The organism is Pseudodesulfovibrio sp., assembly GCF_028692895.1.
In the GTDB taxonomy this organism is placed as follows: Bacteria; Desulfobacterota; Desulfovibrionia; order Desulfovibrionales; family Desulfovibrionaceae; genus Pseudodesulfovibrio.
Map to the genome: position 1 here is coordinate 40,985 of NZ_JAQUWN010000004.1, position 19,076 is coordinate 60,060.

Sequence of the window (19,076 nt, forward strand, 5' to 3'; positions counted from 1 at the left end):
CATAGGCGGCACGTTGCCTCATGTTCCGGGCCTCGTCAAGGGGTTTGTCCCGGCGCGCGGGGGCTCTCCGGGGCGCGAAGCGCTTTGCATTCTCCGGCGAGTTCCTTTACAAATTGACCACGCAACATGGAGGCGACATGAATTTCAAGGATTTGGTCATCAAGAACAGGACCCGCCGCGTTTTTGACCAGTCGCGGCCTGTGGACGGGGCGACCCTGGCGGAGCTGGTGGACGTGGCCCGTTACACGCCTTCGGCCAGGAACCTGCAACCCCTCAAGTACGTGGTCACCGCCGACCAGGCGCAGTGCGCGGAGATTTTTCCGCTGCTCGGCTGGGCGGGCTACCTCAAGGACTGGAAGGGCCCGGCCGAAGGGGAGCGCCCCACCGGCTACGTGGTCATCCTGCTCGACCGCGACCTGACCGACGACCCCATGGGCGACCAGGGCATCGTCAGCCAGACCATCATGCTGGCGGCCGTGGAAAAGGGGCTGGGCGGCTGCATCATCGGCACGGTCAACCGCAAGAAGCTGGCCGAATTGCTGGCGCTTCCCGCCAACCTGGACATCCTCCTGGTCCTCGCCCTGGGCGTCCCGGCCGAGGAGGTCGTGGTGGAACCCCTTCCCGCCGACGGCAAAATCGAGTATTGGCGCACTCCGGACGGCACGCACCACGTGCCCAAGCGGAGCCTGGGCGAAGTGCTCGTGGCCCAATATCCCCAAAAAGCATAACGAATCGACGGACGGATGAACGACAATAAGAAATATCGCGACCTTCCGGCCCTGGACAAGGCCCGGCTCGTCGCCGCATGGCTGGAGGACAAGCAGGCAGGGAACATCGTCATCATGGACGTTTCGACCATGAGTTCGGTGACGGACATGACCGTGGTGGTCTCGGCGCGCGGCGTGAAGCACGCAAAGGCGCTGGCCCAGAACATCCTGGAGAGGGCCGCCGAGGACAACATCGAATTCCTGCGCATGGAGGGCCACCTCGCGGGCGAGTGGGTCCTTCTCGACATGAACGACGTGCTGGTCCACATCTTCCTGGACGAGCTGCGCAGCTTCTACAACCTCGAAGGCATGTGGGCCGAAGCGCCCCGCGTCGGGCTGGCCGGCTAGGCCGGAGGGATCATGGCCGAACCCAAGAAGACGCTCCTGCTCATCCTGGACGGCTGGGGCATCGCCCCGGACGGGCCGGGCAACTGCGTGAAGAACGCGCCCACCCCGCACCTGGACCTGCTCCTGGACTCTTATCCCCACACGAAGCTCGCCTGCTCGGGCCGGGCCGTGGGGCTTCCGGACGGCTTCATGGGCAACTCCGAGGTGGGGCACATGAACATCGGCGGCGGCCGCGTCATCTACCAGGACATGACCCGCATCGACATGGCCATCGAGTCCGGCGAGCTGGCCGGCAACGCGACCCTGGCCGACTTGGTGGCGAAGACCAAGGCGGGCAGCGGACGGCTCCATCTCATGGGGCTGGTCTCGGACGGCGGGGTGCACAGCCACCAGCGCCACATCGACGCGCTGCTCGAACTGGCCGCCAGGGCCGAAGTGCCCGAGGTCTACGTCCATGTCTTTCTCGACGGCCGGGACACCCCGCCCGCCAGCGGGCTGGGCTACGTCCGGCAACTCATGGACACCATGGAGCGGCTCGGGACGGGGCGGATCGCCACGGTCAGCGGCCGGTTCTGGGCCATGGACCGCGACAGGCGGTTCGAGCGCGTGGAGCGCGCCTATCGCGCCCTGGTGGACGGCGAGGGCGTGGACATGGCCGACCCCCTGGCCGGCATCCGGGCCTCCTACGACGCCGGGAAGGAGGACGAGTTCGTTGAGCCGGGCGTGGTCCGGGGCGTCAACGGCCGCATCGGCGACGGCGACGGCCTTTTCTTCTTCAACTTCCGCGCCGACCGGGCGCGGGAGATCTGCCGGGCCATCTTCGACGGGGATTTCAGCGAATTCGGGCGCAAGCGCGTGCCGAGCCTCGCCTGTTTCGCCACCATGACGCAGTATGAGAGCACCTTCCCCATGCCCGTGGCCTTCCCGCCCGAGTCCTACGACGACACCCTGGGCGAGGTGGCCTCGCGTCACGGCCTGAAGCAACTGCGCATCGCCGAGACCGAGAAGTACGCCCATGTCACCTATTTCCTCAACTGCGGCCGCGAGGAGCCCTTTGCGAACGAGGACCGGGTCATGATCCCGTCCCCGCGCGAGGTGGCGACCTACGACCTCAAGCCGCAGATGAGCGCCGACGAGGTGGCCGACAACCTCATCGGGCGGCTGCCGGACTACGACCTCTGCGTCTGCAACCTGGCCAATCTGGACATGGTGGGCCACACCGGGATCATGCCCGCGGCCGAGCAGGCCTGCGTCACCGTGGACGCCTGCGTGGGGCGCATCGTGGACGCGGTCCTGGCCCAGGGCGGCCGGGTCCTGCTCACGGCGGACCACGGCAACGCGGAGCAGATGCTGGCGGCCGACGGCAGCCCGCACACCGCCCATTCCACCAATCCGGTGCCCCTGGTCTACATCGAGGAGGGCAACGGGAAGGCGACGCTCACCGAGGGCCTCCTCGGCGACATCGCCCCGACCATCCTCGGGCTGTGGGGCATCGAGCAGCCGGCCGCCATGACCGGCAAGAATCTCATTCACAAGGGGTAGATACGTGTCCGAATCCAAGAAACCGCTGACCCCGGTCAAACCGGCCGGGATGGAGCTGATCTTCCTGTACCCCTGCCCCCACTGCAATCGCGAGGTGCCGCTCATCGCGCCCTCGCGCCCGGCCATGGCCCAGTGCGACGCCTGCCGGGAGAACTTCCCCATCGTGCCGGTGGACGACCGGACCATCCGCTACATGAAGCTCGTGCTGGCGGGCGGCAAGGCGGCCATCGACCCCGACTTCCTGTAGCGCCGGGATTTCCTTTGCATCGACAAAGGCCGGGCGGACCGCGTGTCCGCCCGGCCTTTGTCGTGCGCGCTGACGCCCGCGGTCTTCGGCCGTCATTTTCAGGATGGGGAAGGCGCGCATTGGCCCCGCAATTGCTAGGGATGAAAATCGATACAGCATTTTTCTAGCAACGGGGAAGACGAATGAATCGGGTGAAGAAAATGTATCTGGCGGGATATACGACCTTTTTGGCGGTCATGATGTCCTTTGGGCTGGAAGCCGGACCGGCGGCGGCCGCATCGGACGATCTGACAATTCTGTCAGCGGCCGAAGGCGGCTGGTCGGGGTGGACCGTGGGTGGATTGGCCTTTGGCGGCGGTGCGGCCGTGGTCGTACTCGCCGTGCTTATGGTCAAGATGAATAATAAAAATAAATTGTTGGCATCTTTTGTCGAAGCTGTTGCCTCCGGCGAAAGGACCGCTTCGCTGCCTGATGTCGACCTGAACATTTTTGGAAAAACGGCTCGCGGGCTCAACCGGATTGTCAGGGACATTAGTGAGTTGGAGAAAAAGCTGAAAAACAGCGAAAATGTGGCCCGCGATGCGGAAAAGCAGGCGTCCTTCGCCCTGGCCCAGGCCGAGCAGGCCCGCGAGAAGGGCGAGGCGGCCCGCTGCCAGGGGCTGCTTTCCGCCGCCAAGACCCTGGACGTTTCGGTCAAGGGCATCCGCGAGGCCGCTGCCAGCCTGAGCGCCTCCTCGGACAAGGCGCGGGGCGGCGCGGACGATCAGCAGCGCTACCTGGGCGAGGCGGTTTCCGCCATGGAGGAGATGAACGCGGCCGTGGCCGAGACCGCCGCCAACGCGGAGGCCGCCGCTGGCGACGCCGAGCACGCGCGCGAGTTCGCCAGCAGCGGGGCCGAGGTCGTGGCCCGCACGGTGGCCTCCATCGCCTCGGTCTCCGGCAATTCGCGCGAGCTGGTGGACCGCGTCGCGGCCCTGGGCTCGCGCGCCGAGGACGTGGGCCGGATCATGAGCGTGATCTCCGATATCGCCGACCAGACCAACCTCCTGGCTCTCAACGCGGCCATCGAGGCGGCCCGCGCGGGCGACGCCGGGCGCGGTTTCGCCGTGGTGGCCGACGAGGTGCGCAAGCTGGCCGAAAAGACCATGGAGGCCACCCGCGACGTGGGCGTGGCCATCGACGGCATCCAGCAGCAGGTGGGCAAGACCATCGACGGCGTGCGCGAGATGGCCGGCCTGGCCGACTCCGCCGCCGGGCTGGCCAACGAGTCCGGTTCTGCCCTGCAACGGATCGTCGACGTGGCGGGCGACAGCGCGGAGCGCATCCGCTCCATCGCCTCGGCGGCCGCGCAGCAGTCCGTGGCCAGCGAAGAGGTGACCCGGACCATGACGGCCGTCCACGACATTTCGAGCGCCACGGGCCGGGGCATGGAGGAGGCCGCCCAGGCCACCTCGGAACTGGCCGGGCGGATCGACGACCTGACCACCATGACCGACGTCTTCCGCCTGGTGGGAAGCGGCCGGGTCCAGGAGGTCATCGGGGCCCTGGCCACCTCCGCCGACGTGGTCTCCCGAGAGCGCGAACGCCAGGAAAAGGCCATGCGCCGGGCGCTCAAGGAGAACGCCTTCCTCGAACTGCTTTACATCACCGACGAGGCGGGCCGCCAGACGGTCAGCAACATCGGCGGCAAGGCCATGGGGTTCTCCGAGGACAAGGGCGCCTTCGGCGCCAACTGGTCCTCCCGGCCCTGGTTCACGGGCGTGGTGGAGAACCGCACCTTCTGCATCTCCGACGTGTACGAGTCGTCCGCCTCGGGCGAGAACTGCATCACCGTCTCCTGCCCGGTCCACGACGGCGCGGGCAAGCTGCGGGGCGTGGTGGCCGCCGACGTCCGCGTGGCGGTCTGATCCCGGCTTGATTCCGGTTCATCCGAACGGGGAGGGCGGTTCGCCTTCCCCGTTTTTCGTCGTGTGGGGGCGTGTTGGGCGGAAAGGCCAGCCGGGCCAGGACGGGCGTTACGCTTTGCGTCCCTTGTACTGCATGATGGCGTTGCCCGCGACGATGAAGGCCAGCCCGGCCACGGTGGCGGGCAGGATGGTCTCGCCCGCCAGGAAGTGGATGAAGACCAGGGAGAGGAAGGGGGAGAGGAAGATGAGGTTGGCCACCCGCGCCGTGCCGCCGCCGTCGGGCAGGGCGGCGTGCTTCATGGCCGAGAGCCAGAGGGCGAAGGTCAGCCCCATCTCGAACAGGCCGACGTAGGCCCCGCCCAGCAGGGCCGGGAAGGTGAGCGCGGGCGGCTCGGAGAAGATGCAGGTGGCGGCCAGGATCAGCGGCAGGCCGAAGAGGAAGTTCAGGAACAGGCCGACCACCGGGTCCAGCTCGCTTTTGGTGTTGATGAGCCAGTACAGGGCCCAGATGAGGGTGCTGCCCAGGGCCAGGCCCACGCCCAGGGGGTCGGAGAAGCGCAGGCCGAGCGGGTCGCCGTGGGTGGAGATGACCAGCACGCCGAGGTAGCTGACCAGGATGGCGGCCAGGTCCCTGGCGCGCAGTTTCTGCCCCAGCAGGGGGACGGAGAGCAGGGAGAGGGTGATGGCCCAGGTGTAGTTGAGGGGTTGGGCCTCCTGGGCCGGGAGCAGGGCGTAGGACTTGAAGAGGATCACATAATACAGAAAGGGGTTGAGCGCGCCGAGCAGGGCGCAACGCAGGAGCTCCCGCCCCCGGACGCGGGCCGCCAGGGCCAGCCGTCCCTTCGCCAGCAGCACGCCGCCCAGCGCCACCAGGGAGGCCGCGCTGGCCAGCAGCAGGAGCTGGAGCGGGTCGAGGTGGCGCAGGGACAGCTTGAAGGCCGAGGCCACGGTGGACCAGATGGCCACCGCGGCCAGGCCGTGCGCCACCGCCTTGGAGCGGTTGGTCATTCCTAGATGATGACGTGCCGCTTGATGTGGGCCACGCCCTCGGCCGCGTCGTCGGTGATGAAGAAGAGGTCGAGGTCGCCCTTGGCGATGAACTGGTTGGGCAGCAACTGGCCCTTGAACCAGTCGATGAGCCCGCCCCAGAATTCGGAGCCGAAGAGGACGATGGGGAAGGGCTTGATGCGGTGGGTCTGGATCAGGACCAGGGCCTCGGCCAGCTCGTCCAGGGTCCCGAACCCGCCGGGCAGGGCCACGTAGGCCAAGGCGTATTTGATGAACATGAGCTTGCGGATGAAGAAGTAGCGGAAGTCGCAGGTCACGTTCAGGTAGTCGTTCTTGTGCTGTTCCAGCGGCAGGTGGATGTGCAGGCCGATGGACTCGCCGTCCGCCTCGAAAGCGCCCTTGTTGCCAGCCTCCATGAGGCCGGGACCGCCGCCGGTGATGACCGAGAATCCGGCCTTGGACAGCTCACGGGCGAATTCCTCGGTTTGTTGGTAGAGCGGATTGTCCGGGGTGACCCTGGCCGAACCGAACATGGACACGGCCGGGCCGATCTCCGCCAGGGTTTCGAAACCGTCGACGATTTCGGACATGATCTTGAAGAGCCGCCAGGACTCCTGCATGGAGAGGTCGTCTATGAGATACTGCTTCGAACGATTAATCATGAAAACTCCTTGTGGGTTGCCCCCGTCCGCCGATCGCCGGTTGCCTGACGGCGGATAATAAGGCATGTTTGCGCGGCGTCGGGCAATGGTCCGTCGCGCGCAACTGTCCCATTACAACGATTTTTTCCCTTTCGGAAGCGGAATGTCAGTGGTGTTTCCGGCCGGGGGATGCACGAGGAACCGGATGAAAATCACATTCATGGGGGCGGCTCGCACCGTCAGCGGCTCCTGCTACATCGTCGAGTGCGGCGGCAAGCGGTTCGCCGTGGACTGCGGCCTGCATCAGGGCAACGCCGAGATCGAAAAGCGGAACTGGAATTTCGAGGCCTATGACGCCAAGAAGATCGACTTCATCCTGATAACCCACGCCCACATCGACCACAGCGGGCTCCTGCCCGCCCTGGTGGCCAAGGGGTTCAAGAATCCCATCTACTGCACCGCCCCCACAAGGGACCTGGTGGAGATCATGCTCCTGGACAGCGCCCACATCCAGGAGATGGAAGCGGAATGGGCCAACCGCAAGCGGCTGCGCACCGGCATCCAGTTGGAGCGCGCCCTCTACACCGTGGCCGACGCCGAGCAGGCCGTGCCCCTGCTCGCCACCGTGGACTACGACAACACCTTCGAGCCCGCGCCGAACATCCGGGTCAGGTTCAAGAACGCCGGGCACATTCTGGGTTCGGCCTTCATCGAGCTGGAGTACGACGAGGGCGGCAAGCGGACGAGGCTGGTATTCTCCGGCGACCTGGGGCGGCCGGAGCAGCTCATCGTCGAGGACCCGGACGAGATGAGCCGGGCGGACTACGTGTTTCTGGAGTCCACCTACGGCAACCGCACCCACCCCGACGCGGAGCACAGCCTGGACGAGCTGGCCAAGGCCATCGAGTACAGCTACGGCAAGGGCGAGAAGGTGGTCATTCCGGCCTTCGCCGTGGAGCGCTCCCAGCAGATCATCTACAGCCTCTTCCTGCTGCGCAAGCAGGGGCGGCTGCCCGAGGACATGCCCGTCTACCTGGACAGCCCCCTGGCCATCCGGGCCACCGAGGTTTTCCGCAAGCATCCGGAATTCTACGACGAGAAGAGCCGGGAGTACCTCCGCAACGGCGAGCATCCCCTGGACCTGCCCAACCTGCATTTCACCGAGACCCGCGAGCAGTCCCAGGCCATCAACGAATCCAAGGGCCCGGCCATCATCATCTCCGCGAGCGGCATGGCCAACGCGGGCCGGGTCAAGCACCACCTGCGCCACAACCTGTGGCGTCCGGGGGCCAGCGTCATCTTCGTGGGCTGGCAGGGCGTGGGCACGCCCGGCCGCAAGATCCTCAACGGGGCCAAGAAGATCCGCCTGTTCGGCGAGGAAGTGGTCGTCGCGGCCAAGATATTCACCATCAACGGCTTCTCCGGCCACGCGGACCGGGACGACCTCCTCAAGTGGCTGGAGTCCATGCGCGGCAGGCCGGTCCAGATCATCCTGGTCCACGGCGAGGCCGAGGTGCAGAAGGATTTCGCCGCCCTGATCACCGAGCGGTTCGGCTTCAAGGTCCACATTCCCGAGTACCTGGAGGAGCTGGAGCTGGAGCCGGGCGTCTCCTTCCAGCCCGTGGTGGACCTGGAAAAGGCCCGGCCGCACGTGGACTGGGAATTCCTGCTCCGCGATTCCGAGCATCTGTACGCCGAGCTCCGGAAGCGGGTGGCGAGTGTGGAGGAACGTCCCTGGGTGGACCAGGTGGACATCCGCGACCGGCTCCTGGCCGTCAATCGCCAGATCGTGGAACTCATCTCCGAGATGTAGCCCATGCGAGTCGTGGGCGGAGAATTGAAGGGCAGGACCATCAAGACCTGCGAGGGACCGGGGTACCGGCCCGCCACCATGAAGGTGCGCGAGTCCGTGTTTTCCATGCTCCAGGCCCGGGGGGTGGATTTCCCCTCGGTCCGGGTCATCGACCTGTTCGCGGGCAGCGGCAGCCTGGGCATCGAGTGCCTGAGCCGGGGCGCGCCCGAGGTCTGGTTTGTGGAGAAGGCGCCCAAGGCGGCCGCCCTGATCCGGGAGAACCTCAAGAACTTGGGCGTGAGCCGGGGAAGGGTGGTGGCCAAGGACCTCTTCAAGGTGCTTGAACAGCCGCCGCAGCGTCCGTTCGACCTGCTGTTCATCGACCCCCCCTACGGCAAGGGATTGCTTGCGCCCGCCCTGGAAATGGCGTTGAATAAGGGCTGGGCGGCCAAGGGCGGGATCATCGTGGCCGAGGTGGAGACCTCGGTGCGCCCGCCCGAGACGGGCCCCCTGGCGGAACTCGAATTGCTAACCGATCGTGAATATGGTCAAACCAGGATTATAGTATGGCGGATTTGAACCCTCGGCTGGCAGTCTATCCCGGCACCTTCGACCCGTTGACCATGGGGCACGTCAGCCTCATCCGGCGCGGCCTCAAGGTGTTCGACCAGGTGATCCTCGCCATTGCCGAGTCCACTCCGAAGAAGACGCTCTTCACCATCGGCGAGCGAGTGGCGCTGGCCAAGGAGGTCTTCCGGGACGACACCAACATCATCGTCGATTCCTTCGATTCCCTGCTCATCGACTACGTGGCAGAGAAGGGCGCGGGGTCCGTGCTGCGCGGCCTGCGCGCGGTTTCGGACTTCGAGTACGAATTCCAGATGGCGCTGATGAACCGCAAGCTGGACCGCGAGATCCAGACCGTGTTCATGATTACGGACTTCAAGTGGATGTACCTGAGCTCGACCATCGTCAAGGAAGTGGCCATGTACGGCGGCGACATCTGCGGCCTGGTCCCCGGCCCGGTGGTCAAGGCCCTGCACATCCGGTACGGCACCGGCTACGGCTGCGGGGACAAGCACGGGCAGCATGGCGACGACTAAGCCGCCCATCGTCTGCCTGCTCGGCCCCACGGGCACGGGCAAGACCGCGGCGGCCATCGCGGTGTCCCGCCGGATGGACGCGAGCGTGGTCAACTTCGACTCCCGCCAGGTCTACCGGGACTTCCCGATCATCACGGCCCAGCCCGACGAGACCGAGCGCGCGGCCTGCCCGCATCTCCTCTACGGCTTCCTGCCCACGGAGGAGAAGATGAGCGCGGCGCGTTTCGTGGAGCTGGCCGTGGGGGCCATCGAGGCGGTCCGCGCAGAGGGGCGCCTGCCCATCCTGGTGGGCGGCACCGGCCTGTACCTGCGCTCCCTGCTCCAGGGCATCGCGCCCATTCCCGCGATTCCGGCCGACGTCCGGCTCCGGGTCCTGGAGCGCATCGAGCGGGAGGGACCTCAGGCCCTTCATGCCGAACTGACGGAGAACGACCCCAAGTACGCCGCCGTCATCCATCCGAACGACACCCAGCGAAACGCCAGGGCCGCCGAAGTCTACCTGGCAACCGGCCATACTCTGACCTGGTGGCACGAGAACGGCGAGCACACGCCCGCGCCTTACGACGCCCTCAAGATCGGCATGGGCATCGGTCTGGACGAACTGGAGCCGCACCTGGCCCGGCGCATCGACGCCATGCTGGCGGCCGGGGCCCTGGACGAGGCCCGCGCGGCACGCGAGCGCTGCCCGGCCCAGGACGCGCCCGGCTGGTCAGGCATCGGCTGCGCCGAGTTGCTGGCCCACCTGCGTGGGGAAATTCCTCTGGACGAGGCCAGGACGCGGTGGGTGAAGAACACGCGCGCCTATGCCAAGCGGCAGCTCACCTGGTTTCGCAAGGAAGCGGACATCCGCTGGTTTTCGCCGGGCGGGAACGAGGCCGTGGCCGACTGCGTGGCCGACTGGCTGGCTGCCCGACTGGCGGACTGAACCTAGCGGCCCGAGTACCGCTCCTCCTTCCACGGATCGGCGGAATTGCTGTAGCCGCGCGTTTCCCAGTAGCCTGGTTCGTCCTTGCTGACGACTTTCAATCCTTCCAACCACTTGGCGCTCTTGTAGAAGTAGCGGTCCGGCACCACGGCCCTCACGGGCCCGCCGTTGGGGCGCGGCAGGGGGCGGCCGTTGAACGTGTGGGCAAGGAAAACGGTCCGGTCCCGGACGTCGCTCAGGGGGATGCTTGTGGTGTACCCGTGGGCCGCCTCGAAGACCAGGAATCCGGCCTTTGCGGCGGGCTCGGCCCGGGCGAGGAGGGCGGTGAGGGGCACGCCGCCCCAGCGGGAGTCGAGCAGGGTCCAGCCCGTCACGCAGTGGACGTCGCAGGTGACGTCCGCCTGGGTGAACGCCAGCAGTTCCGCGAAGGTGACCGAAAAGGGCTTTTCGACCTCCCCGTGGACCTTGAGCCGCCAGGCGTCGACGTCGGGCGATCCGGGGCGACCGCCCATGTCCTCGATCCTTTCGACCGCCACCTGTCCGGGCGGTATGCGCGGTTTGCCGTCCGGGCGGCGCTCCTCTGCCACGGCGAGCCGCCGGGCGTCCGAGAGGGTGGCGAAGACGCCGGGCAGGCCGATGGCGGCCACGGTCCCGGCCGCGGCGGCCAGGAAGTGACGTCGGGTGAGCTTGGCATTTCGTTCCATGAACCGCTCCGGAAAAGGTCGCCGGGTGTCGAAGGGAGCCGCTAACCCGCGATCAGGGTCAGTTGGGCCGGGGTGAGGTGCCAGTTCAGGGTGGCGTTTCCCTTCTCCGGCAGGTCGAGCTGGGTCAGCCCCGCGTTTTCGATGTGCACGGCCGGTTCCGTTCCGCCGGTGAGCAGGGCGGCGGCCACCTTGGTCAGTGATGGCAGATGTCCGGTCACAAGCACGCTTTCCAATCCCTGATATTCTTTGATGAAGTCGATGGTCTCGCGGGCCGGGGCCATGGCCTTGGCCGCCTCGGTCACCTGGATGCGCGACACGGGATAGCCCGTGGCTCTGGCCATGATCTCGGCCGTTTGCCGGGATCGAAGCTTGGGGCTGGCCACGATCAGTTCGAAGCGCAGGCCGAGCACGGCCGCGGCCCGAGCGGTCTTCTCCACGATCTCCCGTCCCACCGGGCTCAGGGGCTGATTGGGGTCCAGTTGTTCCGAAAGGCACGCGCCGTGTTGCATCAGGTGTATCAGCATGGTTTCTCCGGTGTTGCAGGGAATCCCATGAAAGCTATCACCCGGCGTGGCGGGGTGCAAGCCGCTTGCGGAAATGCGGCAAGCGGGGTACATCCGGGGTGGTTTTTTCAACGCCCGCCGCGCGCGGGACCGCACCCAAGGATAATCGCACCAATGCCTATACGCAAACTCCTGTTGACCCTGGCCCTGCTCCTGGCCCTTCCCGGCCCGGCGTCGGCCTTCCAGGGATATGTCCAGCCCGTCGGGCCGGGCGGAACCATCGCCTGGGGCGACGGCGAACTGACCGTGGCCCGCATCCTCGACGCCTCCGCCGGGGGGGAATCCGAGTCCGGGGCCATCGCCGTGCGCAAGGCCGTTTCCGGCGCGCGCAAGCAACTCCTCGACATGATCCTGGGCATCCGCGTCGACGCCCGCAGCACCGTGGGGGCCTACCTCTCCGAGGACGACGAGATGGCCGCGCGGGTCCGGGGCGCGGTGCAGAACTCGCCCCTCAAGCGGCCCGCGCTCTTTGCCGAGGGCGGTGAAATCCGGGTTTCGGAATCCCTGCGCGGCAAGCTGGCAGAGCTGGTGCTGCCGACCACGATCCAGTTCCAGAGCGGCATCCCGCCCAAGCTCTCCACTTCCATGGAACAGCGCCTGGACTTCGAGGAAGGGGAGCCCGAGCACGTGGGCGGCGGCGGTGGAGGCTACACCGGCGTGGTCATCGACGCGCGCGGGTTGAAGGTCACCCCGGCCCTGGCCCCGGTCGTCTACGGCCAGGACGGCCAGGGAGCCTACGGCCCGTTCCTGGTCAGCCGCCAGAGCGCCATCGACAGGGGCGTCGCCGCCTATGCGTCCACCGCCGATCCCGTCGCGCTGAGGGAGCGGGTGGGCAGCCATCCCCTGGTCATCAAGGCCGTCAGCGCCTATGGTTCCTGGCGGACCGACCTGATCGTCCCCACCCCCATGGCGAGGCTGGTCCGGGCCGTGATGCGCTCGGCCGACGCCGTGGACAACTGTCGGCTGGTCATCGTCCTCGACCCGCCCGCGCAGCCGGAGGAAATTCCGGGTCAGGCCCCGGCGGAGGTGGGCGGCAATGCGTAGATTCCCCTGTCTTTTCCTGTCCTCGCTCCTGGCGCTGGCCCTGTGGTGCAACGCGGCCGGGGCCGCCGAGGTCCGCGTGTTCCGGCCCATGGAGGAGGGGCTCTCCGCCATGCATATCCGCGCCCTGGCCATGGCCGAGGGATTCGCCCAGGCTGTGGCGGAGGCCTCCCAGGCCATGCTGCCCGCCAAGCTGGACGAGGCCCGCGCGGAATACTTCAAGGAATACCTCACCGGCCGGGCCGAGCCGTACGTCATGGGCTACAAGGTCCTCTCCACAGAGGCCTCCAAGGCCGGGCTGATCCTGAGCCTGGACGTCACCGTGAACAAGTCCACCCTGCGCGAAGGCCTCCGGGGGCTCGGGCTGATGGCCGACGGGCCGACCTCCGCCTCGGTGGTCCTGCCCGGCGACCTGGACGAGGCCACCCGCGCCCAGGTGGAGCATCTCGAAGTCCTCAGCGGCCTCCGGGCGGAGGATTCCGCGCTGCCCCGGTTCACCTTGGAGCGCGCGCGGGAGAAGGACGTCTACCGCGCCCGTCTGGAGACGGCGGACCGCGAATGGATGGCGGTCGGCAAGGACATCCCGGCCCTGTGGCTCGACCTGTGGGCACGCTATTTCGTTCGCGAGAACGCGGCCGAGGCCCGGTCCGAGAGCCACACCCTCGCCGTGACCGGCTGGTTCTCGCCTGACGCGGCCCTGGAGTTCGACCGGGTCCTGCGCGGCTGGGATTCCTCGGTCCAGGACGTCCGCCTGGTGGAGATGGACATGCAGCCGACGGGCGTGGGGGCCACCTGGGTTTTCCGCCTGCTGAGCGCCGACCGGCTGGCCGTGCAGCTCCAGGGCTTCCTGCCCCAGCGCGGGCTGAGCTACAAGCTGGAGGAGCGGGCCGCCAACTGATCCGGCCGGCCCGTTCTGTCGGCCCGGTCGATGGACGACAAAAAAGCCGACTGCATGGCAGTCGGCTTTTTGATTCCCTTGGCGTCCGGAAGAACTAGTCTTCCTTTTTCTTCTCTTCGGTTTCCTTTTTGGGCGTCACGTCGATTTCCTGCGGTTCGCTGCTGGCCTTCTTGAAGTTGCTGATGGCCTGGCCGATGCCGCCGCCGATTTCCGGCAGTTTCTTGGCCCCGAAGATGACCAGCACGATGACGAGAATAATCAAAAGTTCCCAGATGCCGAATCCGCCGATCATGTATAGCCTCCAATAATAAACGTCTTTGATGGTGGGTAGAGCCTGGCTATACACCCGGCCTCCCGGCAGGTCAAGGACATGGCGCTTTTCCGGACGGCGCGGAGCCGTGCCGGCGGGCGGACGTTATCCCTTTACAATCATTAAGCGGGACTATACACCTTGCGAAAGCTTCGGGAGGGTTCCCGGACGGACGGGAGCGCCATGGCCGAAATCGCGAGATTGCCCGGAGAGGGGTGCCGACACTTCGACGCCGGGCGGTGCCTGTACGAGGAGCACCTCAACCCCGGGTACGACGCCAGGTACCGCTGCCTGGTGCTGGAGCATTGGGCCGAGGCCTTCGACGAGTTCCTGTCGCGGGCCGAAGCGTTCCGGGTGGAGCAGGACGCGGTGTCCGGCCTCTGGGCCCGCCAGTTCCAGCGGCTCGCGCGCAGGACCCTGCACTGCGCGCGCCATGAATTTTGCGCGGCGGCCGAGGCCCCGGCCTGCCTCCACGTCGTGGACGGCCTGTGCCGGTTGAACCTGCCCGCCTGCGAGGGGCGCTGCCGCCACTTCCGTCCGGCCGAGCCCGAGGAGAAAGCGTGAAAACCAAGGAGTCGTCGATGTTGCTGGCCTTTCCCTACATGCATTCGTACCTGTTCCCCGAGGACCTGATCCCGTCCGTCCGCTTCTTCGATCCGGGCATGACGGCGGAGTCCCTGCCCGAGGCGTTCAGGCCGGACGACCTTCCACTGGACCCCAAGACCGCGACCGCGCTGATCAACGACTCCATCCGCTTCGGCGAACAGTTCAAGGACCCCGGCGAAATGGCCTATTTCGGGGCTGTGACGGCCGACGATTATTATGAGGGCTCCTCCATGTCCATCCAGGCCCAGTTGACGCGCCAGTTCGACGACGGCCAGGGAGAAAAGGCCCGGCGCGAGGAGCGCGAGGCCAGGGCCAGGGCGCAGTTCGTCCTGCTGCTCGCCTGGTTCTTCGAGGAGCGAATGCTGGAGCTCCAGGGGCTGGAGGAGCGCGTCAAGAACGCCTGGTCGGCCATGGACAAGGGGCTGGGCGTGGATGACGAGGACCGGCTGGAGCCCGGCGTGGCCGCCCATGGCGGGACCGAGAGCCACACCGGCGGAGCGTCGGATGGCCAGGAGGTCCAACTGCCCTGGCAGCGCATCGTCGAGGCCCTGCCCGCCTTCATCGGCGAGGACGACGTGCTGGTCTGCGTGGACGACGCGATCCACGCCGCCTGGGAGGACCTGGGCATCGAATTTTCCCCGGCCGACGCGAAGCTCGGCCTGCCCGCCGGCGCGCTGGCGGCACGGCAGCCCGCCTGGCGGTTCGCCGGTCGCCGCATCGAGCCGGCGAACCTGCCGCCGGCCCGTCGCGAGGTGACCGTGGCGGTGATCCGATAACCCCACTGGAGACCACATGGCCATTGCCAATCCCTTGATGAACCCCCGCCTGGTGGAGGGGGTCAGGGCGGTCGTCTTCGACTGCGACGGCGTGCTCATCGACTCCTACGAGTCGAATATGCGCTATTACGGCGAGATAAAGGAGCGGCTCGGCCTGCCGCCCCTGACAGAGGAAGAGAAGCTCTACGTGCACAGCCGGACCCACGTCGAGGCCCTGCGCTATATCGCGCCCACGGACGAGCTCTACGCCCGGACGTGGGAGATCGTGCGAAGCTTCGATCCCACGATGTTCAATCCGTACCTGAAGCGGTCCGAGGGCATCCGCGAGTTCCTGGACTGGCTCCGCTCGGCGGGCTTCGCCATGGCCGTGAACACCAGCCGCAGCCTCATGGACCCCATCCTGCGCATCATGGACCTGGAGGGGTTCTTCCGTCCCGTCATCACCACCAACCTGACCACGCGGCCCAAGCCGTCCCCGGAAGGGCTCTTCCGCATCATGGAGGAGCTTCGGGTCGCCCCGCAGGAAGTGGCCTACATCGGCGACACCCATGTGGACGAGAAGGCGGCCATCGGGGCGGGCGTCCGCTTTTGGGCGCACCGCGCGCCCACGCTCCGGGCCGAGGTGCACATCAACAGTTTCTGGGACCTCCGCGCAGTCATGCAGCGATGCTACAAAGAGCGGGGCAGAGTGTTTTAGGGCTTGATTCTTGCTACCCTGTGTGCGAAATTGTCGTCAATTGACACTATACCGTGCGGACCGCCGACAGGTCCGCCCATTCTGGAGGATTCATGGGTTTTCTCGGGACGTTGGTCCAGGCGGCTGTTTTCGTCATCGACACCGTTCTTTCCATCTATTTCTGGATCGTCATCATTTCCGCGTTGCTCTCCTGGGTCAATCCGGATCCCTACAATCCCATCGTCCGATTCCTGCGTGGGGTGACCGAGCCGGTCTTCTACCGCATCCGCCGATGGATTCCCTTTGCCGTGGTCGGCGGGTTCGACCTGTCGCCCATCGTGGTGATCCTGGCCATCCAGGTGTGCAAGATCGTCGTGGTCCAGAACCTCGCGGTTCTCGCCATGTCCCTGCGCGGTTCCGGCATGTAGCGTATCAAGGAGGGGTTCGATGACCGCCGTTTCCAAGATCGATCTGCTCAACAAACAGTTTTCCCGCCGCATGTTCGGTTATTCGCGCATGGAGGTGGACCAGTTCATGCTGGAGCTGGCCGAGGTCCTGGGCGACGCGGCCGACAGCCAGAAGGCGCTGCGCCGGAAGATCAAGCAGCTCGAGCAGGCGGTGAAGGAATACCGCCAGCGCGACGAGACCCTGCGCGACACGCTGATGAGCACCCAGAAGATGGTGGACGATCTCAAGGTCGCCGCCGGAAAGGAAGCCCAGCTCATCATCGACGAGGCCCGCGCCAAGGCCGACGCCATGGTCCAGAAGGGGCACAACCGCGTGGCCCAGGTCCATGAGGAGATCGAAGGGCTCAAGCGGCAGCGCGCCCGTTTCGAGATCCAGCTCAAGGGGCTGCTCAAGTCCCACCTGGAGATGCTGGAGACGGATGACCCCGAGAAGGAAATGGTCGAGGCCCTGGAGTCCAAGGTCAAATACCTGAAAAAAGTAGATTAAGGCGGTTGTTGCCATATCTCCCGACCGGAATTTGTCAGCAGGAGCGAGCACGGATGGCGTCTGGCCGTGTGGGTGCAGCCGGGAGCCCGGAAAACGGAAGTTTCCGGACTCTACCAGCAGTGCGTCAGAATCCGTCTTGCCGCCCCTGCGGTCGACAACAAGGCCAACAAGGCGCTTGTGGCTTTCGTTGCCGACGCATTGCGACTGAAGAAAAACCAGGTGACCATCGAGCATGGGCATGCCAGCCGAAAGAAGCACCTGGCCATAGCGAGCACGGCCGAGCCCGATTGGCGGGTTTTCCTGTAGCCGGAGCGGCCGTATAACCTGAAAAAAGGAGCGGGACATGGAATCCAAAGACCTTGAACTCATTGAGAAGTACGGGATCGAGGACGTTCAGCTGAAGGCTCTGTGGGAACAGCACGTTACGTACGAGAAGATGTTGGACAAGCTTGAGTCCAAGAGCTACCTGTCACCCACCGAGATGCAAGAAATGAAGGAACTCAAGAAGAAGAAGCTGGCAGGCAAGACCACGTTGCAGACCCTGCTGGACAAATATCGGGCCATGGAGGCGTAAGATGAAACTGACCGGGGCCCAGATACTCCTCAAGTGTCTGGAAAAGGAAGGGGTTGATGTCATGTTCGGTTTCCCTGGCGGAGCCGTCATCGACATCTATGACGAAATACCCAGATCGTCCGTCGAGCACATTCTGGTGCGCCATGAACAGGGCGCCATTCACGCTGCAGACGGATACGCCCGCGCCACCGGCCGGGTAGGGGTATGCCTAGTCACCTCCGGTCCCGGCGCCACCAATACCGTCACCGGCATCGCCACGGCCTATGCCGACTCCATCCCGGTCGTCATCTTCACCGGCCAGGTGCCCCGCGCCCTGATCGGCAATGACGCCTTCCAGGAGGTGGACATCGTCGGCATCACCCGGCCGTGCACCAAGCACAATTATCTGGTGCAGGACATCAAGGACCTGGCCAAGACCGTCAAGCAGGCCTTTTATCTGGCCCGCACCGGCAGGCCGGGTCCTGTCCTGGTGGACCTGCCCAAGGACGTCCAGAACCAGATCACCGAGTTCGAGTACCCGGACAAGGTGGAGATGCGCAGCTACAAACCCACCAACAAGCCGCACATCGGCCAGGTGCGCAAGGTGGTCAAGCTGCTCAAGGAGGCCAAGCGCCCGCTCATCTACTCCGGCGGCGGCGTCATCACCTCCGGCAGCCACGAGGAGCTGACCTGGCTTGGCCGCAAGCTCCGCATCCCGGTCACGTCCACCCTCATGGGCCTGGGCGCGTTTCCCGGTGACGACGAGCTGTTCCTGGGCATGCTCGGCATGCACGGCACCTATGCGGCCAACATGGCCGTGAACAACTGCGACCTGCTCCTGGCCGTGGGCGCGCGCTTCGACGACCGCGTCACCGGCAAGATCACCACCTTCGCCCCCAGGGCGACCATCGTCCACATCGACGTGGACCCGACCTCCATCCAGAAGAACGTCTCCGTGCACGTGCCGCTGGTGGCGGACTGCAAGTCCGCCCTGGCCGCCCTCAAGAAGGAGACCAAGGCCACCTTGGATGAGTTCGACTGGCAGGCGGACCATCAGCCCTGGGTCGACCAGGTCCAGACCTGGGCGCGCGAGCATCCGTTGACCTACAAGGACAACACGGACGCCATCAAGCCGCAGTTCGTGGTCGAGAAGATTTACGAGATCACCAAGGGCGACGCCATCATCGCCACCGAGGTGGGCCAGAACCAGATGTGGGCGGCCCAGTTCTACAAATACACCAGGCCCAACACGCTGCTGACCTCCGGAGGTCTGGGCACCATGGGCTACGGATTCCCGGCGGCCATGGGGGCGCAGCGCGCCTTCCCGGACAAGCTCGTCATCGACATCGCGGGCGACGGCTCCATCCAGATGTGCATCCAGGAGATGATGACCGTGGTCTGCAACAAGCTGCCGGTCAAGATCGTCATTCTCAACAACGGCTATCTCGGCATGGTCCGGCAGTGGCAGGAGCTCTTCTACGAGAAGAACTATTGCGCCACGTGCATGGACGCCCAGCCCGACTTCGTCAAGCTGGCCGAGGCCTACGGGGCCGTCGGCTATCGCGTGACCGAGAAGAAGGACGTGGAGAAGACGCTCCGCGAGGCGTTCAAGGTGGACAAGCCGGTTATCGTGGACATCCGGGTGGAAAAGGAAGAGAACGTCTACCCGATGGTCCCGGCCGGCGCGTCGTTGACCGAGATGTTGTTGGTGTAGG

At 65.9% G+C, this 19,076-nt stretch carries 24 protein-coding genes; 19 read left to right on the plus strand and 5 right to left on the minus strand.

The window, feature by feature from the left end; all coding sequences use genetic code 11:
• The first annotated feature begins 137 nt into the window (after nucleotides 1–137).
• The 5 genes from PHP91_RS01780 (at nucleotide 138) to PHP91_RS01800 (ending at nucleotide 4,811) form a co-directional block, all read left to right on the plus strand.
• Nucleotides 138–728 carry a nitroreductase family protein gene (locus PHP91_RS01780; protein WP_300135954.1) on the plus strand — a complete coding sequence of 197 codons (591 nt, stop codon included), beginning with the start codon at nucleotides 138–140 and terminating at the stop codon, nucleotides 726–728.
• Between the two features lie 15 nt (nucleotides 729–743).
• Entirely contained in the window at nucleotides 744–1,115 is a 372-nt protein-coding gene (gene rsfS / locus PHP91_RS01785) for a ribosome silencing factor (RefSeq protein WP_300135956.1), read from the plus strand.
• Between the two features lie 12 nt (nucleotides 1,116–1,127).
• Nucleotides 1,128–2,657, plus strand: coding sequence for a 2,3-bisphosphoglycerate-independent phosphoglycerate mutase (gene gpmI / locus PHP91_RS01790; protein ID WP_300135958.1), 1,530 nt, complete (start codon nucleotides 1,128–1,130; stop codon nucleotides 2,655–2,657).
• Nucleotides 2,658–2,661: 4 nt separating this feature from the next.
• Nucleotides 2,662–2,904, plus strand: a complete 243-nt coding sequence (locus PHP91_RS01795) for a hypothetical protein (RefSeq protein WP_300135960.1) — start codon at nucleotides 2,662–2,664, stop codon at nucleotides 2,902–2,904.
• A 539-nt stretch (nucleotides 2,905–3,443) separates the two neighbouring features.
• Nucleotides 3,444–4,811, plus strand: a complete 1,368-nt coding sequence (locus PHP91_RS01800; RefSeq protein ID WP_300135964.1) for a methyl-accepting chemotaxis protein — start codon at nucleotides 3,444–3,446, stop codon at nucleotides 4,809–4,811.
• A 108-nt stretch (nucleotides 4,812–4,919) separates the two neighbouring features.
• Here PHP91_RS01800 and PHP91_RS01805 read toward each other — a convergent pair whose 3' ends face one another.
• Together PHP91_RS01805 and PHP91_RS01810 are read right to left on the minus strand one after the other, a co-directional pair.
• Nucleotides 4,920–5,819, minus strand: coding sequence for a DMT family transporter (locus tag PHP91_RS01805; RefSeq protein WP_300135967.1), 900 nt, complete (start codon nucleotides 5,817–5,819; stop codon nucleotides 4,920–4,922).
• 2 nt (nucleotides 5,820–5,821) lie between these two features.
• Nucleotides 5,822–6,478: a TIGR00730 family Rossman fold protein gene (locus PHP91_RS01810; protein ID WP_300136131.1), complete on the minus strand. Its 657-nt coding sequence runs from the start codon at nucleotides 6,476–6,478 to the stop codon at nucleotides 5,822–5,824.
• Between the two features lie 187 nt (nucleotides 6,479–6,665).
• Between PHP91_RS01810 and PHP91_RS01815 the strand changes: the two genes are divergently transcribed.
• Genes PHP91_RS01815 through miaA form a run of 4 tightly spaced genes read left to right on the plus strand, consistent with a single transcriptional unit; the run spans nucleotide 6,666 to nucleotide 10,280 of the window.
• Nucleotides 6,666–8,273, plus strand: coding sequence for an MBL fold metallo-hydrolase (locus PHP91_RS01815; RefSeq protein ID WP_300135970.1), 1,608 nt, complete (start codon nucleotides 6,666–6,668; stop codon nucleotides 8,271–8,273).
• Nucleotides 8,274–8,276: 3 nt separating this feature from the next.
• Nucleotides 8,277–8,831 carry a 16S rRNA (guanine(966)-N(2))-methyltransferase RsmD gene (rsmD, locus tag PHP91_RS01820; RefSeq protein WP_300135973.1) on the plus strand — a complete coding sequence of 185 codons (555 nt, stop codon included), beginning with the start codon at nucleotides 8,277–8,279 and terminating at the stop codon, nucleotides 8,829–8,831.
• Nucleotides 8,819–9,355 carry a pantetheine-phosphate adenylyltransferase gene (coaD, locus tag PHP91_RS01825; RefSeq protein WP_300135976.1) on the plus strand — a complete coding sequence of 179 codons (537 nt, stop codon included), beginning with the start codon at nucleotides 8,819–8,821 and terminating at the stop codon, nucleotides 9,353–9,355. The genes rsmD and coaD overlap by 13 nt, the downstream gene beginning before the upstream one ends.
• Nucleotides 9,342–10,280, plus strand: a complete 939-nt coding sequence (gene miaA, locus PHP91_RS01830; RefSeq protein WP_300135979.1) for a tRNA (adenosine(37)-N6)-dimethylallyltransferase MiaA — start codon at nucleotides 9,342–9,344, stop codon at nucleotides 10,278–10,280. Before coaD ends, miaA begins: the two co-directional genes overlap by 14 nt.
• A gap of 2 nt (nucleotides 10,281–10,282) precedes the next feature.
• Here the strand turns inward: miaA and PHP91_RS01835 are convergent, their stop codons facing one another.
• Together PHP91_RS01835 and PHP91_RS01840 are read right to left on the minus strand one after the other, a co-directional pair.
• Entirely contained in the window at nucleotides 10,283–10,984 is a 702-nt protein-coding gene (locus tag PHP91_RS01835) for a molybdopterin-dependent oxidoreductase (protein WP_300135982.1), read from the minus strand.
• Nucleotides 10,985–11,025: 41 nt separating this feature from the next.
• Nucleotides 11,026–11,508, minus strand: a complete 483-nt coding sequence (locus PHP91_RS01840) for a histidine phosphatase family protein (protein WP_300135985.1) — start codon at nucleotides 11,506–11,508, stop codon at nucleotides 11,026–11,028.
• A 153-nt stretch (nucleotides 11,509–11,661) separates the two neighbouring features.
• Between PHP91_RS01840 and PHP91_RS01845 the strand changes: the two genes are divergently transcribed.
• Nucleotides 11,662–12,591, plus strand: a complete 930-nt coding sequence (locus PHP91_RS01845) for a hypothetical protein (RefSeq protein ID WP_300135988.1) — start codon at nucleotides 11,662–11,664, stop codon at nucleotides 12,589–12,591.
• On the plus strand, nucleotides 12,584–13,486 hold the full coding sequence (locus PHP91_RS01850; RefSeq protein ID WP_300135991.1) for a hypothetical protein: 903 nt from the start codon (nucleotides 12,584–12,586) through the stop codon (nucleotides 13,484–13,486). The genes PHP91_RS01845 and PHP91_RS01850 overlap by 8 nt, the downstream gene beginning before the upstream one ends.
• Nucleotides 13,487–13,580: 94 nt before the next feature.
• Here the strand turns inward: PHP91_RS01850 and tatA are convergent, their stop codons facing one another.
• Nucleotides 13,581–13,778, minus strand: a complete 198-nt coding sequence (tatA, locus tag PHP91_RS01855; protein WP_300135994.1) for a twin-arginine translocase TatA/TatE family subunit — start codon at nucleotides 13,776–13,778, stop codon at nucleotides 13,581–13,583.
• A 201-nt stretch (nucleotides 13,779–13,979) separates the two neighbouring features.
• Here tatA and PHP91_RS01860 point away from each other — a divergent pair, with 201 nt between their 5' ends.
• The 8 genes from PHP91_RS01860 to ilvB all read left to right on the plus strand — a co-directional run bounded on the left by PHP91_RS01860 (nucleotide 13,980) and on the right by ilvB (nucleotide 19,075).
• Nucleotides 13,980–14,360 carry a hypothetical protein gene (locus PHP91_RS01860; RefSeq protein WP_300135997.1) on the plus strand — a complete coding sequence of 127 codons (381 nt, stop codon included), beginning with the start codon at nucleotides 13,980–13,982 and terminating at the stop codon, nucleotides 14,358–14,360.
• Nucleotides 14,357–15,178, plus strand: coding sequence for a hypothetical protein (locus PHP91_RS01865; RefSeq protein ID WP_300135999.1), 822 nt, complete (start codon nucleotides 14,357–14,359; stop codon nucleotides 15,176–15,178). The genes PHP91_RS01860 and PHP91_RS01865 overlap by 4 nt, the downstream gene beginning before the upstream one ends.
• A 16-nt stretch (nucleotides 15,179–15,194) precedes the next feature.
• A complete protein-coding gene (locus PHP91_RS01870) occupies nucleotides 15,195–15,875 on the plus strand; it encodes an HAD hydrolase-like protein (RefSeq protein ID WP_300136002.1) in 681 nt (226 codons plus the stop codon).
• A 92-nt stretch (nucleotides 15,876–15,967) separates the two neighbouring features.
• Entirely contained in the window at nucleotides 15,968–16,282 is a 315-nt protein-coding gene (locus PHP91_RS01875) for a YggT family protein (protein ID WP_300136005.1), read from the plus strand.
• A gap of 19 nt (nucleotides 16,283–16,301) precedes the next feature.
• Complete coding sequence (locus PHP91_RS01880) at nucleotides 16,302–16,808, plus strand: DivIVA domain-containing protein (RefSeq protein WP_300136008.1); 507 nt, start codon at nucleotides 16,302–16,304, stop codon at nucleotides 16,806–16,808.
• A gap of 15 nt (nucleotides 16,809–16,823) precedes the next feature.
• Complete coding sequence (locus PHP91_RS01885; protein WP_300136134.1) at nucleotides 16,824–17,114, plus strand: DUF167 domain-containing protein; 291 nt, start codon at nucleotides 16,824–16,826, stop codon at nucleotides 17,112–17,114.
• A 37-nt stretch (nucleotides 17,115–17,151) separates the two neighbouring features.
• The gene (locus PHP91_RS01890) at nucleotides 17,152–17,382 is read left to right on the plus strand and encodes a DUF465 domain-containing protein (RefSeq protein WP_300136010.1); all 231 of its coding nucleotides are present in this window, start codon (nucleotides 17,152–17,154) and stop codon (nucleotides 17,380–17,382) included.
• Nucleotide 17,383: 1 nt separating this feature from the next.
• Nucleotides 17,384–19,075, plus strand: a complete 1,692-nt coding sequence (gene ilvB / locus PHP91_RS01895; RefSeq protein ID WP_300136013.1) for a biosynthetic-type acetolactate synthase large subunit — start codon at nucleotides 17,384–17,386, stop codon at nucleotides 19,073–19,075.
• Nucleotide 19,076 lies beyond the last annotated feature (1 nt).

What these genes read in the sequence shown, in the direction of transcription:
- miaA (WP_300135979.1), top strand. Translation starts at nt 9,342, where the DNA reads ATGGCGACGACTAAGCCGCCCATCGTCTGCCTGCTCGGCCCCACGGGC.
- PHP91_RS01805 (WP_300135967.1), bottom strand. Translation starts at nt 5,819, where the DNA reads ATGACCAACCGCTCCAAGGCGGTGGCGCACGGCCTGGCCGCGGTGGCC.
- PHP91_RS01815 (WP_300135970.1), top strand. Translation starts at nt 6,666, where the DNA reads ATGAAAATCACATTCATGGGGGCGGCTCGCACCGTCAGCGGCTCCTGC.
- rsmD (WP_300135973.1), top strand. Translation starts at nt 8,277, where the DNA reads ATGCGAGTCGTGGGCGGAGAATTGAAGGGCAGGACCATCAAGACCTGC.
- gpmI (WP_300135958.1), top strand. Translation starts at nt 1,128, where the DNA reads ATGGCCGAACCCAAGAAGACGCTCCTGCTCATCCTGGACGGCTGGGGC.
- coaD (WP_300135976.1), top strand. Translation starts at nt 8,819, where the DNA reads ATGGCGGATTTGAACCCTCGGCTGGCAGTCTATCCCGGCACCTTCGAC.
- rsfS (WP_300135956.1), top strand. Translation starts at nt 744, where the DNA reads ATGAACGACAATAAGAAATATCGCGACCTTCCGGCCCTGGACAAGGCC.
- PHP91_RS01850 (WP_300135991.1), top strand. Translation starts at nt 12,584, where the DNA reads ATGCGTAGATTCCCCTGTCTTTTCCTGTCCTCGCTCCTGGCGCTGGCC.
- PHP91_RS01890 (WP_300136010.1), top strand. Translation starts at nt 17,152, where the DNA reads ATGGAATCCAAAGACCTTGAACTCATTGAGAAGTACGGGATCGAGGAC.
- tatA (WP_300135994.1), bottom strand. Translation starts at nt 13,778, where the DNA reads ATGATCGGCGGATTCGGCATCTGGGAACTTTTGATTATTCTCGTCATC.
- PHP91_RS01870 (WP_300136002.1), top strand. Translation starts at nt 15,195, where the DNA reads ATGGCCATTGCCAATCCCTTGATGAACCCCCGCCTGGTGGAGGGGGTC.
- ilvB (WP_300136013.1), top strand. Translation starts at nt 17,384, where the DNA reads ATGAAACTGACCGGGGCCCAGATACTCCTCAAGTGTCTGGAAAAGGAA.
- PHP91_RS01840 (WP_300135985.1), bottom strand. Translation starts at nt 11,508, where the DNA reads ATGCTGATACACCTGATGCAACACGGCGCGTGCCTTTCGGAACAACTG.
- PHP91_RS01780 (WP_300135954.1), top strand. Translation starts at nt 138, where the DNA reads ATGAATTTCAAGGATTTGGTCATCAAGAACAGGACCCGCCGCGTTTTT.
- PHP91_RS01875 (WP_300136005.1), top strand. Translation starts at nt 15,968, where the DNA reads ATGGGTTTTCTCGGGACGTTGGTCCAGGCGGCTGTTTTCGTCATCGAC.
- PHP91_RS01835 (WP_300135982.1), bottom strand. Translation starts at nt 10,984, where the DNA reads ATGGAACGAAATGCCAAGCTCACCCGACGTCACTTCCTGGCCGCCGCG.
- PHP91_RS01845 (WP_300135988.1), top strand. Translation starts at nt 11,662, where the DNA reads ATGCCTATACGCAAACTCCTGTTGACCCTGGCCCTGCTCCTGGCCCTT.
- PHP91_RS01880 (WP_300136008.1), top strand. Translation starts at nt 16,302, where the DNA reads ATGACCGCCGTTTCCAAGATCGATCTGCTCAACAAACAGTTTTCCCGC.
- PHP91_RS01860 (WP_300135997.1), top strand. Translation starts at nt 13,980, where the DNA reads ATGGCCGAAATCGCGAGATTGCCCGGAGAGGGGTGCCGACACTTCGAC.